Source organism: Alistipes putredinis DSM 17216 (assembly GCF_000154465.1).
Classification (GTDB): Bacteria; Bacteroidota; Bacteroidia; order Bacteroidales; family Rikenellaceae; genus Alistipes; species Alistipes putredinis.
Genome location: NZ_DS499577.1, coordinates 428,286 through 442,210, shown reverse-complemented (window position 1 = coordinate 442,210; position 13,925 = coordinate 428,286). Strand labels below are relative to the sequence as shown.

The 13,925-nt window shown below is 53.3% G+C and carries 12 protein-coding genes; 8 read left to right on the top strand and 4 right to left on the bottom strand.

What is annotated here, in order from left to right; all coding sequences use genetic code 11:
- Positions 1-103: 103 nt before the first annotated feature.
- The 3 genes from fabG (at position 104) to ALIPUT_RS02170 (ending at position 4,101) form a co-directional block, all read left to right on the top strand.
- A complete protein-coding gene (fabG, locus tag ALIPUT_RS02180; RefSeq protein ID WP_004327999.1) occupies positions 104-850 on the top strand; it encodes a 3-oxoacyl-[acyl-carrier-protein] reductase in 747 nt (248 codons plus the stop codon).
- A gap of 77 nt (positions 851-927) precedes the next feature.
- Positions 928-3,111 carry a S8 family serine peptidase gene (locus ALIPUT_RS13260; protein ID WP_004327997.1) on the top strand — a complete coding sequence of 728 codons (2,184 nt, stop codon included), beginning with the start codon at positions 928-930 and terminating at the stop codon, positions 3,109-3,111.
- An 18-nt stretch (positions 3,112-3,129) separates the two neighbouring features.
- On the top strand, positions 3,130-4,101 hold the full coding sequence (locus tag ALIPUT_RS02170) for a PorV/PorQ family protein (protein ID WP_004327995.1): 972 nt from the start codon (positions 3,130-3,132) through the stop codon (positions 4,099-4,101).
- 111 nt (positions 4,102-4,212) lie between these two features.
- Here the strand turns inward: ALIPUT_RS02170 and ALIPUT_RS02165 are convergent, their stop codons facing one another.
- The 3 genes from ALIPUT_RS02165 to ALIPUT_RS13255 all read right to left on the bottom strand — a co-directional run bounded on the left by ALIPUT_RS02165 (position 4,213) and on the right by ALIPUT_RS13255 (position 6,534).
- Entirely contained in the window at positions 4,213-4,692 is a 480-nt protein-coding gene (locus ALIPUT_RS02165) for a low molecular weight protein-tyrosine-phosphatase (RefSeq protein WP_004327994.1), read from the bottom strand.
- A gap of 211 nt (positions 4,693-4,903) precedes the next feature.
- Entirely contained in the window at positions 4,904-5,959 is a 1,056-nt protein-coding gene (locus ALIPUT_RS02160; RefSeq protein ID WP_004327993.1) for an alpha/beta hydrolase, read from the bottom strand.
- A gap of 11 nt (positions 5,960-5,970) precedes the next feature.
- A complete protein-coding gene (locus ALIPUT_RS13255; RefSeq protein WP_004327992.1) occupies positions 5,971-6,534 on the bottom strand; it encodes a sugar O-acetyltransferase in 564 nt (187 codons plus the stop codon).
- A gap of 344 nt (positions 6,535-6,878) precedes the next feature.
- Here ALIPUT_RS13255 and ALIPUT_RS02150 point away from each other — a divergent pair, with 344 nt between their 5' ends.
- The 4 genes from ALIPUT_RS02150 to ALIPUT_RS02135 are packed head-to-tail and all read left to right on the top strand — an operon-like array spanning position 6,879 to position 10,874.
- On the top strand, positions 6,879-7,352 hold the full coding sequence (locus tag ALIPUT_RS02150; RefSeq protein ID WP_050751447.1) for a DoxX family protein: 474 nt from the start codon (positions 6,879-6,881) through the stop codon (positions 7,350-7,352).
- A 43-nt stretch (positions 7,353-7,395) separates the two neighbouring features.
- Entirely contained in the window at positions 7,396-7,917 is a 522-nt protein-coding gene (locus ALIPUT_RS02145) for a hypothetical protein (protein ID WP_004327990.1), read from the top strand.
- A gap of 9 nt (positions 7,918-7,926) precedes the next feature.
- Positions 7,927-9,159 carry a BamA/TamA family outer membrane protein gene (locus ALIPUT_RS02140; protein WP_004327989.1) on the top strand — a complete coding sequence of 411 codons (1,233 nt, stop codon included), beginning with the start codon at positions 7,927-7,929 and terminating at the stop codon, positions 9,157-9,159.
- Positions 9,160-9,164: 5 nt separating this feature from the next.
- Entirely contained in the window at positions 9,165-10,874 is a 1,710-nt protein-coding gene (locus ALIPUT_RS02135; protein WP_004327988.1) for a phosphoethanolamine transferase family protein, read from the top strand.
- Between the two features lie 293 nt (positions 10,875-11,167).
- Here ALIPUT_RS02135 and ALIPUT_RS02130 read toward each other — a convergent pair whose 3' ends face one another.
- Positions 11,168-11,341, bottom strand: coding sequence for a hypothetical protein (locus ALIPUT_RS02130; protein WP_022459962.1), 174 nt, complete (start codon positions 11,339-11,341; stop codon positions 11,168-11,170).
- Positions 11,342-11,534: 193 nt separating this feature from the next.
- Between ALIPUT_RS02130 and feoB the strand changes: the two genes are divergently transcribed.
- On the top strand, positions 11,535-13,895 hold the full coding sequence (gene feoB, locus ALIPUT_RS02125) for a ferrous iron transport protein B (protein WP_004327985.1): 2,361 nt from the start codon (positions 11,535-11,537) through the stop codon (positions 13,893-13,895).
- Positions 13,896-13,925: the final 30 nt, after the last annotated feature.

Here is a 13,925-nt window from a genome sequence, read left to right as displayed (position 1 = left end):
CCTTTGCGATACGGGCAGCCGACGCGGGCCGGATTTCCGACAGAAAGATCGAATATTACGGATAAAACGAAAAATTTAACCATCAAAAAAACATTTCAGCAAGATGAAATTACTCGAAGGAAAAGTGGCCGTCGTAACCGGCGCAGCCAGGGGCATCGGCAAAGCGATCGCCATTCAGTTTGCAAAAGAGGGAGCCAACGTCGCGTTCACCGATCTGGCGATCGACGAAAACGGCAAGAAGACGGAGGAGGAGCTGAACGCCCTGGGCGTAAAAGCCAAAGGATACGCTTCGAACGCCGCCAACTTTGAAGATACGCACAAAGTGATCGACCAGATCATGCAGGATTTCGGCCGCATCGACATTCTGGTCAATAATGCCGGCATCACCAAAGACGGCCTGATGATGCGCATGAGCGAAGCGCAGTGGGACGCCGTGCTGAACGTCAATCTGAAATCGGCTTTCAACTTCATTCACGCCGTTACGCCGATCATGGCGCGCCAGCGCAGCGGTTCGATTATCAATATGTCGTCCGTGGTGGGTGTCAGCGGCAATGCCGGACAGTGCAACTATTCGGCTTCGAAAGCCGGTATGATCGGACTTGCGAAGTCCATCGCTAAAGAGATGGGACCGCGCGGCATCCGTGCCAACGCCATTGCTCCCGGCTTCATCATTACCGAAATGACCAACGCCCTGCCCGAAGAGGTAAAACAGGGCTGGTACCAGCAAATTCCGCTGCGTCGCGGCGGTACACCCGAGGATGTGGCGAAGGTGGCTCTGTTCCTTGCCTCCGACCTCTCCTCTTACGTGAGCGGACAGGTAATTCATTGCTGTGGAGCGATGAACTGTTAATCTCTCTGCGATTTCATACAAGAGAGGAAGGTTGACGAGAGTCGGCTTCCCTCCTTTTTTCTAAAAAACATACACTTATGAAGTTGAAAAATCTACTTTTCGTTTTTTGTCTGGCACTGCTCGCCGGTTGTCAGAAAGATCCCGACACAGAAAGTACTCCGGTACGGGATACCGATAAGGTCGAAGGAGTGATCCGCATGAAGCTCGACCGGGAAACGGCCGAAGCGCTGAACGTAATCCGCACCCGCAGCGGCAGGGTCCTGACGGGCAACATCTCTTTCGATGAACTGTGCGAACGGTACAACGTGACCGGAATGGAGCGGTTGTTCGCCGACAACGGCTGCGCCGAGCGAACACGCAAGGCAGGGCTCGATCTGTGGTATATCATTCGCTTCGAAGGTTCCGCCGAGCAGGTCGCCGAAGACTTCGGGGAGATAGCCGGCGTGAATCATGTCGAAATTCCGCGCAGGATTACCAAAGTCGGCGGAATGAGCCGGAAAAGCGGGACTCCATGGCGAAAACTGATGGCCCTGCCGAAGGCCGCTCCGTCGAACTACCCTTTCAACGATCCGCTTTTCGGAGGACAATGGCCGCTTTACAACGACGGAACGATCAATGCAAACGCCCAAGCCGGCGCAGACATCAATGTGCTCCCGGCGTGGGAAAAGACGGCAGGCCGCAGCGATGTGATTGTCGCCGTCGTGGACGAGGGTGTGGAATATACCCATCCCGACCTGGCGGGCAATATGTGGAGCGGAATCGGTAAGAATTTCTGTGACAGAGATAACGACGACATTACCTGGGGCGAAGGTCACGGCACCCACGTGGCGGGAACGATCGCTGCCGTAAGCAACAACGGGATCGGCATTTCGGGCATCGCCGGCGGTACGGGAGGAGGTAACGGAGCGAAGATCATGTCGTGCGAAATTTTTCATCCGACCGACGGACACTACGATGCCAACTCAAACGCAACGGCCGACGCCATCAAATATGCCGCCGACAACGGCGCCGTAATCTGCCAGAACAGCTGGGGATACGCAGCCGGAGCTTTGAGCTACGACCAATGGTCAAGCGCGGATCGGGCCACTAAAGAAGCTATCGACTACTTCATCCGCTACGCGGGTATGTCCCCCGACGGCGAAACCCAGACCGGGCCTATGGCGGGTGGCGTCGTGATATTCGCGGCAGGTAATGAAAACAGCGGACAGCCCGGATATCCGGCCGCTTACGAGCCTTGCATCAGTGTGGCCGCCGTCTCCTGCACTTATGAAGCCGCTTGGTACACCAACTATGGTCCGACCGTCGATATATGTGCGCCGGGCGGAGGAGACGCAGCCGATTTTTCCAGGCCTATCCATTATAACGAAGGTTATAACCTGAGCACGCTTCCGACCGACCTGCAAAACGGGATGACTTTCGTCTATACAAATTTCAGAGGAGAGGTGGAGACCCACACGATCGACTACGTCTCGGAGACTCTCGGGTATGGCTACATGCAGGGGACCTCGATGGCCTGCCCCCACGTATCGGGTGTTGCGGCCCTGATCGTTTCGCAATTCGGGGCACCAGGATTCACGAACAAACAGCTCAAAGAGAAGCTTTTCTCGACAGCACGCGACATCGACAGCTATCAGGGACCAATATACAATGGTCGGGGGACCTATGCCGGAAAAATCGGCAAGCTCGTCGATGCGGGTGCAGCCCTGGATTCGGGCGAGGTGCCGCCCGTTTCCGACCAGCCGACGATCACGCCAGCCACAGGACAGAACGACACCTTCACGCTCGGCGCCTCCGAACGGAAAACGCTGCAATATACGCTGGCCGGCTACATGGAATGGCGTCTGGACGACCCCTCGGGCAAGATCGCGAAGTCGATCGACGGTGACGTAGTCACGCTGACCATTGACGCATCGCAATACGCAGCAGGAAGCTATACGGCAGAATTGCTGGCTATGAACGGAACAAAGACAGCAAAACGAACCATTGCCTATACCGTTAGCAAGGGAGACAATCCGACCGGTATTTCAATGGACTTTTACCCCAACCCATGTACCGACGTACTGAACATACTGCCGAACTACTCGGGAGAAAGCACGATCCGTATCCGTAACTCAATGGGAACGGAGGTAATGAACATAACACTTGGACTTATCAACGAGGAACCTGTCAAACTCGACGTATCGGGACTCGCTTCGGGAACCTATCTGGTACAAGTAACCTACAACGGCATTCAAATTACCCGCACCATAGTCAAACGCTAAAAACAGACGTTACAAATTATGAAAAAGATCTTCATTCTCGCAATAATCCTCCTGTCGGGCACAGCGGCGGCATCGGCTCAGGAGTTCCTGACGATCAACCCCGATGTCCGCACAGCGGGTATGGCCAACGCTTCGGTAGCGACTACCGGCGGAGCTTACTCCGTATTCCAGAACGCGGCCTCGTCGCTCTTCAGCCACAACCTGTTCGAGGTGGGATTCTCCTACTCGCCCTGGATGCGCGACGTGAAAAAGGGCTACGACCTGATGGCCTTCGGCGGATTCTACTCCTTCAACCACAAACATTCGATCTCGTTCGGCACCCGTTTTTACCGGGAGCCGAAGCTCAGTCCGGACGACGAGGACTACCCTTTCATTCCCAAAGACGAGAATAATAACCCAATCGTCGGCATCGAAGCGTTCCGGCCGCTCAGCGTTTCGGCGGATCTGGCCTACAGCTATCGGATCGGCCGCTATCTGGGTCTGTCGGTGACGGCCCGCTACATCCGCTCCTCGTACGGAGAACTGTTCACGAACAACGCCCTCGGGTTCGATGTCGCGGCATACGCGCGGATTCCGCTTAACCGGATGCTCGAAGGCGCCTGGGTGAGTGCGGGTGCGAAAATCTCCGACTTCGGCTTCACGTTCGACGATTCGAATTACGACCTGCCCACCAAATTCAGTGTCGGCGGTTCGCTCTTCGCCCCGATCCGGGATTCCCATTCGCTCGAAGCTTCGGTCGATCTGGGCTACCGCTACTCTTCCTCGGAGAACAAGTCCTTCGGGATGGGCATCGGCGTGGAGTATGTGCTGATGCAGATGATCGCTGTCCGCGGCGGCTACCACGTCGCCGACAGCCACGGATACGACTACGGTACGATCGGTGCGGGACTGCGGTTCATGCATCTGGAGCTCGATTTCTCCTACCTGTTCGCCGCCAAGAAGTGCCCCTGGCGCAACACCTACCAGGTGGGAGTTGGACTTTACTTCTGATTCGGACGTCCGACGGACCAAATATTCCGGATCGCACCGGCATACAGACTCGATTCGACGAAAAAGAGTGCATTTTTCAATGCACTCTTTTTCGTTCTCTGCGATTTCGAGCTACCTCTTCTCCAACTCGTCGAGCAGCGTGCGGCAGCCGTCCTCGAGCATATCGAGCACCAGCTCGAACCCTTCATGCCCTTCGTAGTAGGGGTCTGGCACATGGGTCCATTTCGGATGTTCCCGGAAAAATTCAGACATCCTGTAAATACGGTTTCCCGCTTCACGGGAAGGGGCCAGACGATAAAGATTATGGTAATTGGTATCGTCCATCGCCACGATGCGATCGAACTCCTCGAAATCCCGCAACCGCACCTGCCGGGCCCGGTGCGTCAGCAGATACCCCCGGGCATAGGCCGCATTCCGCATGCGGGAATCGGGTTGTTCGCCGGTGTGTCCGGCATAGGTTCCGGCGGAATCCGCCTCCAACTTCTCCCCCAGCCCCCGTTTTTCGACCATTTGCCGGAAGATGCCTTCGGCCGCCGGAGAGCGGCAGATATTTCCGAGGCAAACGAACAGTATCTTATACTTATCACTCATAATCAACAAATTATAATCACAAAAAAAATCAGCTCACAGGCATTTTACAATCGATACGCTCAACAATTGTGCAAAGATACGATTAAGCCGAGCGCAAAAGCAAATTTTATTTGCATTTTGCCGAGGCGAAGTATTTACATGCGTAACCGAAATATGAAAAGCCTGCGAACAGATCGCAGGCTTTTACTATTGTATCTATCGAGCGCTACGCTTACTTCAAATACTCCCGATAAAATGCTGCTATTTCGTCGAACGGGATTATCTCCATCTTGTCGTAAAGGTCGGTATGATTGGCACCGGGTACGATGAGCAATCGTTTGTTGTCGCCTTGCAATTTCTTGAAAGCGTCCTCTCCCATATAGCGAGAATGAGCCTTCTCACCGTGTACCACCATCACTGCACTGCGAATCTCTGTGGCATAGGCAAGGATAGGTGCATTCAAAAAAGCGAGGTTGGAGGTCGCATTCCACCCCTGCGTGGAATTGAGCGAACGGGCGTGATAACCTCGGGAAGTTTTGTAATAAGCATGATAATCGCGTACAAACTGCGGCGCATCGGCCGGAACCGGATCGACCACCCCTCCTGCACGGACATACGAACCGTTCCGATAATCTTCGGTGCGCTGGGCATTGAGCCGGCGGCGCATCTCATAACGTGCGTCGGCGTTGTCCGCCTGGTCGAAATATCCGTTGGCCGTACAACGGCTGATATCGTACATAGTAGATGCGACGGTAACCTTGATGCGCGTGTCGTTAGCGGCAGCGTTGATGGCAAAACCACCCCAGCCGCATATACCGAGGATCCCGATACGTTCCGGATCCACACGGTCTTCGTTGGCGAGAAAATCGACCGCTGCGCTGAAATCTTCCGTATTGATGTCGGGCGAAGCCACGTTGCGGGGCACACCGCCGCTCTCCCCCGTGAACGACGGATCGAAAGCGATGGTAAGGAAACCGCGTTCGGCAAGCGCCTGTGCATAAAGCCCCGACGATTGTTCCTTCACGGCTCCGAACGGTCCACTTACGGCGACGGCCGACAACTTGCCGACAACCTCTTTTGGGACATACATATCGGCGGCGAGCGTTACACCGAAGCGATTTACGAAAACCACCTTGCTATGCTCGACCTTGTCGCTCTTCGGGAACGTCTTATCCCACTCCTGTACCAGTTCCAACTTTTTCATATCCATATTCGTTTTTTGGTTTGTCTGTGCAACGGCGGAAAGACCGACAAACGCCAATGCCGCCGCAATTATTCCGATTTTCATAAAACTTAATTTTATTCCGTTTTTATACTTCTCACGATACGAGCCGGATTGCCGGCCACGATTACCCCGGCAGGCACGTCCTTGGTTACGATGGCTCCGGCTCCCACGACGGCATGCTCGCCGATCGTCACGCCGGGCAATATGACAGCTCCCGCACCTATCCAGACACCGTGCCCGACGACAATGGGTTTGGCATATACGTTACGCCGAACGGCCGGTTGCTCCGGGTGGTTTTCAGTAACGAGCAGCACTCCCGGCCCTATGAACACACCGTCTTCCAGTGTAATACCGCCCCGGTCGAGGAAGGTACAACCGAAATTTATGAACACACCCCTGCCGACACGGGTAAACTTACCGAAGTTGGTATAGAACGGCGGAAACATACGTACCGATTCGTCCAATGGCTGTCCCCAAATACGGCCGAGCAGATCCCTTATCTCTTCCGGTGTATGGTAACCGCTATTGAGTTGAGCCACCAACTTCATCGTCTTCTCGAATTCTGCATAGAGCGACGGATATTCAGGGTCGGTATCGAAAATCAATTCCCCCGCCCTCATTCTTTCCAATATATTCATACGATTCATATTTTTTACAAGGCAAAGTTACACAGGCCCCACTTGCCGGTCAGTATATGAATTACGGAATCTATAACCCGAATTACGGATTTCCCGACTCTCTGTCGTTCGGAATGAAAAGACTCTTTGCGGCTCGACCACACCCCTGTTATGGATCGTATTTATCCCTCGATCCGCAAACATCGAAAACCCGCGATATTCGACTCGCTGTCCCACTCGGGATTTTTCTCCTCAAAAACACCGAAAAATCATCCGATCAGGCAGAATTACCTGCGCTGAACACACAAAATGATTTTTTGGAATACGAATTGCTTGTATTTTTTCAATCGGAATTAGTTATACATATGGAAAATAAACTGCAAACCTGGTTCAAAAGCCACGAAGGAGCCGATTGGGCGATTCTCTATCTGCGTCTGTTCATCGGTACGATCATTCTCCTGCATAACGTAGGCAAAATGCAGGCCTACAATGAAATTATCAACTATTACCCGTCGTGGGGAATATTCGGCAGCGCTTTCATTTTCGTTGCGATCGCCACGATCGAAGTGTTGTGCGCCATTTCGCTCATGCTGGGCTACAAAGTCCGCCTGTCCGCCGCGATCATGGCCGCCAGTCTGCTCATCTCGCTGTTATTCCTCTTCCCCGGCAAAGGATTCGGAACCTCCGAACTGCTGTTCGTCTATCTGGGAATCCAGGTAGCCCTGGTAATTTCGGGCGGCGGAGTCTATTCGCTCGACGCCCTGGCTTCGGCCAAAAGAGCGAAGTCTCAACGAACCCGCAACTCTTCCCGACGAATAGAAGATTCAACAAAAAAATAATTTCGTATCTTTGCGCCTACCAATCTCCTAAAATGTAATAAGTATGAAACTGAAACTATGGCTTCTTTTACTGCCGTTGCTTGGTATGTCGGTTGCCGTATCCGCACAGTCGTCTCTTCCCCGCAAGGTATCCGACGTTACGTTACTCGATCTGAACGGCGACCCTACGCAGCTCCCTTACTGGGGTGAGAAAAACCTGATGATCTTCTATATCGACCCCGACCACCACAAACAGAACGAGGATTTCACAACGGATATGGAGGAAAATCACCGGGTGGAAGGCGAAAACCTGTTCGGTTTCGGGGTAATGAACCTGAAAGACGCTCCGATGATTCCCAACGGTATGGCTCGCAACATGGCTCGCAAACGCACAGCCTCCAACGGCGCTACGGTACTGGCCGATCAAAACAATACCCTGCGCGATGCCTGGCAATTGGGCGACTGCAACAATATGTTCGTCCTGCTGCTGGTCAGCAAGGAGGGCGACCTGGTGTTTATGCGCAAGGGTCCTCTCTCCGATGCCGATAAAAAAGAGTTTTATCAAGTCGTACAGAAGTACAGATAAGACTTCTCCATGTCGAAATTCCTGACGGTCTTTTGCGGATTGCTACTCTTCGCATCGTCTCTGTATGCACAAGATAATAAGGTGTATATCGGAGAAAACGATACGATTCGGTATAGTTACACCCCGTTGCAGACGGATTCGATCCCTGCATCACAGCCGTCGGACACCCTGGCCGCCGCCCCGAAGAAAAAATCGTTCTGGCGGCGGCTTATCGATTACTTCGGAGAGTCGAGCACGGACAAAACTTTCGAAAAAAAGATCGACTTCACCTTCATCGGAGGGCCGAGTTATTCGAAAGACACTCAATTCAGCCTCGCGGTTATGGCTGCAGGTCTTTACCGCCTTGACCGCACGGATTCACTGACACCGCCGTCGGACATCACGGCATTCATCACGGGCGGTACGACAGGATTCTACATGGTGGGAATCAACGGTAACAACATATTCAGCCACAATCGCCACCGAATTTCGTACAAGCTCTCCTTCTACTCGCAGCCGACCGACTACTGGGGTATCGGCTATTCGGCCGGAGCGAATAATCCCAAAGGGTCGTACGTCGAAAAACGCTACGATGTGGACGTAAGATACCTCTATCAGGTCGTACCCAATATGTTCATCGGCGCCTCTGTCAATTTCCGCAACAGCCGGGGCATCAAGTTCACCCGGCCGGAATATATCGAGGGCCAAAACCCGGAGAACACGACTACGGGCATCGGTGCGATCGTGGAGTACGATACAAGGGATTTCATTCCAAATCCCTACAAGGGACTTTATTTAAGTCTGAAGGGAACCTGGCGGCCGGATTTTCTCGGGTCGAACGCCAAATCGCTCTGGCAGGCGATATTCACGGCGAACAGTTATCATCGGGTATGGAAAGGCGGTATCGTAGCCACCGAGCTGTACGGCGAATTCAATGCCTCGGGCACACCCTGGCTGATGAAAGCCCGCCTGGGTGGTTCGAAGCGTATGCGCGGCTACTACGAAGGACAATACAACGACAACGATATGATTACCCTCCAGGTCGAACTCCGGCAGAATATCTGGCGACGTATCGGCTGTGTCGTATGGGGCGGTGCGGGTAACGTATTTCCCTCGTTCGAAAAGTTCAAATGGGGGTACACCCTCCCCAACTACGGCATAGGCCTGCGGTGGGAATTCAAAAAACGGATCAATATCCGAGTAGATTACGGATTCGGCAAGCACACGAGCGGATTCCTGTTCAATATCAACGAAGCGTTCTGAAAGATATGGCAGTTCACGAAAAAAAAGAGAGTTTCAAGGAGCATAACGACAGAGGGTCCATCCTGCTGGCGTTCTACTTCGTTCTCACGCTGCTTATCCCCAACCTCGTATTACTATATACGGAGCCGTACTCCATCTGGTCGGCCGAAGCATCGCTCTTTATCCCGATGGGTTTCTACCTGATGTGGAGCGCCGTGCTGAAACGCTCCGGCATCATGATCTGGCTGGCCTTTCCGCTCGTCGTCCTCGCCGCCTTCCAAATCGTACTGCTCTACCTGTTCGGCAATTCGATCATCGCAACGGATATGTTCACCAACCTGCTGACGACCAATCCGGAAGAGGCTGGCGAGCTGCTCTCAAACATCTATCCATCGATCATCATCGTCTGCGCCATCTATCTGCCGCTACTCTGGTTCGCCTCACGCGACATCGGACAAAGGCACTGTCTTTCGAAAACGGCCCGCAAGAATATCGCCCTGATCGGACTCTCGTCCTTCATTCTCGGAGGGTTGTTCCTGGCCCCGGCCTATAAAGTGAGCGAAGACAAGCGGGTATTGAAAACCGACATTTTTCCGGTCAATGTTTTCTATAATATCGGTCTTTGCGGTTCGGAGTTCCGCAAAATGTACCGTTTCGAACACACCTCGGAGGATTTCACATACCATGCACGGCGCACGGCCGAGGCTTCCAAACGCGAGATTTACGTCTATGTAATCGGAGAAGCATCCCGGGCCGCCAACTGGCAACTGTACGGTTACCACAGGGAAACGAATCCCTGTCTGACCCACACAGAGGGTCTGGTCGTATTCCGGAATACAGTCACACAGAGCAATACCACGCACAAAAGCGTGCCCTTGATTCTTTCGTCGGTAAAAACCGATCAACACGAAGAACTATACCGTCGCAAGGGGCTTCCGGCACTCTTCAAGGAGGCTGGGTTCAAAACCTGGTTTCTTTCCAACCAGCGCCCCCAGGGAGCCATGATCGACAAGTTGGCCAAGGATGCAGACAGCCTGGTGTACCTTCCGGAGCCACGTTACGATATGCAACTGCTGGAAGCGATGAAACAGGTTATCGCCGAAGATCCGGAACACGACCTGCTCATCATCCTGCACTGTTACGGCTCTCATTTCACCTATCACCAACGATACCCCCGTGAATTCGCCCGCTTCCTGCCGGACGATAACGTGGCCATCAACCGAAAGAACGTCGAGAAACTCGTCAATGCCTACGACAATTCGATCTACTATACAGACCACTTCCTCTCGCAGACGATCGAATATCTCCGCTCGCTCGAAAACGACTGTTCGGCGCTGCTCTACTGTGCCGATCACGGCGAAGATATTCTCGACGACGAACGGGAGCGCTTCTTGCACGCCTCCCCTACGACCACTTTTTATCAGCTCTATGTCGCCAATCTGGGATGGTTTTCGCCGGAATATCGACGGGAATTCCCGGAAAAAGTCGAAGCGGCCCGCAACAACGAATCCGCACCGGCCACAACCCACTCCATGTTTCAAAGCATGGCCGATATCGCTTCGATCGAAGGCGACTTCATCGATCCGGCCTACTCGTTGGTCAGTCCGACATTCGACTACCGGGCACCGCGCCGCTATCTGAACGATCACAACCTGGCCGTTCCTTTCCCGAAAACCGGCCTGTCGGATGAAGACCTCGAAAATTTCCGCCGGCACGGTATCGATTTAAGCTACTAAAAAACAGACGCAATCTTTTCGATATTCCGGAGATTCCTCTGTATCGCATACCGAATTTTCTGCCGGTTACGGTCTGCTCCTGTTCGAACAGTGAAGAATTATATAAATTATATGTTATTATGGGAATGCAGCACGCCAAATTTCCTCAAACAGGGGGGGGGTAGCATTACAAACACGGTCACAGGCCGAATAATCGGATAGTACATCGAAAGATATAATTGCCAAGTTGTACACCCATAACAAAGGGCCGCATGTATCCCATGCGACCCTTCATTTTCAAAAAAGTAATAAACTTATTTCGAAGCTTCGACGGAAACCTTCCGGAACTCCTTCATCAGCTTGCTCAATTCCAGAGCGGCCTTGCGTGCGCGGGTTCCGGCTGCCTTGTTTCCTTTTTCTACCTGAGCGTTGGCATTACTTACGAATACTTCGTATTCGGCATTGATTTTTTCAACTAAATTTTTCATAATACGTATAATAATTTGGATGTATGTCGCAAAGATATAAAAAAATTTCAATTTCCAATTTTTTCGCCCCCAAAAAGCAACGCAACCATAAAATAGCCTGAAAAACCGTACTGAGCCGGATTATCCCCATATATGGGGATGTCCGTTCCTGAAATATTTCCCTATCTTTGCCCCGTAATTTCAGCAAAAGAACATGCGTTTATCGGATTTGAAAACAGGCCAGTCGGCCACGATTCTCAAAGTACTCGGACATGGCGGATTCCGCCGCCGAATTATGGAAATGGGGTTCGTACGCGGCAAAAAAGTCGAAGTGGTTCTCAATGCCCCGCTGCGCGACCCGATCGTTTACAAAATCATGGACTACGAGGTTTCGCTGCGCCGCAGCGAAGCTCACATGGTCGTAGTTATCACCAACGAAGAGGCCGAAGGCCTGATAAGCGAAGAATATAACGGAACACGCGAAGGCGACCAGCTCCATGAGGTCATCGCCCAAAGTTCAAAGCGGATCAACGTCGCACTGGTGGGTAACCCGAACAGCGGCAAGACCTCGCTGTTCAACGCTATTTCGGGCGGTCACGAACACGTCGGCAACTACAGCGGCGTCACGGTGGACGCCAAACGGGGACACTGCACCTACAGAGGCTATCGTTTCGAAATCACCGACCTGCCGGGCACCTACGCACTCACGGCTTACTCGCCCGAGGAACTTTACGTACGCCGCCATTTGGCCGAACATACGCCGGACGTAATTATCAATGCCGTCGTAGCTTCGAACCTGGAACGCAACCTCTACCTCACTACCGAACTCATCGACCTGAATCCCCGAGTGGTTGTAGCGCTCAATATGTACGACGAGCTGGAAGCGAGCGGCGCCGAACTCGACTACGACAGTCTGGGACGAATGCTGGGTGTGCCGATGGTGCCGGTCGTCGCCCGTCATGGACGGGGTATCGAAGCCCTGCTGGACACGGTGATCGCCGTCTATGAGAACGAGGACGACCGTGTGCGTCACATTCATATCAACCAGGGACCGGTTATCGAGGAGAGCCTGCGGACAATCACGGGAGCATTGAAGGAATCCAGAGAATTGCCCCCGCAATTCCCGCCGCGTTATATCGCAATGAAACTACTTGAGGAAGATAGTTATATAAAGGATCAACTGAAGCATCACCCGAAATACCCCGAATGGGAGGAAGCGAGCAAACGGGAAGCGCAGCGGATCAAGAACCTGCTGGATGAAGACATCGAAACGGCCTTTGCCGATCAGAAATACGGATTCATCTCCGGAGCTCTGCGGGAAACCTACACCCCGGGAAAGAAGGAACAGACACAAGTGACGAAAATCATCGACGCTTTCGTGACCCACAAACTCTGGGGTTTTCCGATCTTTTTCTTCCTAATGTGGCTGATGTTTTACTGCACGTTCAACCTGGGAGCTTATCCCCAGGAGTGGATCGAGCAACTGGTCGGACTGATCGGTCAGGGCGTGGATGCCTGGATGCCGGACGGAGCGTTGAAAGATCTGCTCGTGGACGGCGTAATCGGCGGAGTGGGAAGCGTCATCGTGTTCCTGCCGAATATCATGATCCTATACCTGTTCATCGCTTTCATGGAGGATTCGGGCTACCTAGCTCGCGCAGCCTTCATCATGGACCGGATCATGCACCGCATAGGACTGCACGGCAAGTCGTTCATTCCGCTCATCATGGGTTTCGGTTGCAACGTACCGGCCATCATGGCCACACGCACGATCGAAAGCCGCAGCAGCCGGCTCATCACCGTACTGCTCGTCCCCTTCATGTCGTGCAGCGCCCGCATTCCTATCTATATCCTGCTGATCGGCACGTTCTTCGCCGCTTACGCCAGTTGGGTGATGCTCGGACTGTATCTGCTGGGAATCGTCGTGGCTGTCATCACGGCCCGGCTGATGCGCCGTTATCTGTTCAAGAAGGACGAAACGCCGTTCGTCATGGAGCTACCGCCCTATCGGGTCCCGACGATGCGGGCCACGCTGTCGCACATGTGGGATCGCTGCGCGCAATATCTGCGCAAGATGGGCGGACTGATTCTGGTCGCTTCGGTAGCTGTCTGGTTCTTGAGTTATTATCCGACGCCGGACGCAGCCGCCCCGGCAGAAACGACGGAGGAGCATTATGAAAATTCCTACCTGGGACAGGTCGGGCAGGCATGTTCGCCCGTATTCGAACCGCTCGGCCTGAACTGGAAAGCCAGCATCGCTATTCTCACGGGCCTGCCGGCCAAGGAGATCGTCGTCAGCACGCTCGGCGTGCTCTATTCGGAACAGGGAGACGCCCCGGAAGCCGAACTCGACTCTCCGGCCCTCTCCCAGCGGTTGGTCGCAAGCGGGGATTTCACCCCGGCATCGGCCCTCGCTTTTCTGGTCTTCATCCTGCTTTACCTGCCATGTATCGCCACGATCGTAGCGATCGCCGCAGAGATCGGCTGGCGCTGGGCCTGTATTTCGGTACTCTACAATACGGCTTTGGCATGGATAATGGCTTATCTGACGTATCACCTTTTCTCCTGGTTATAATATGACGGACTGGCAAAATATCGCTGTAAT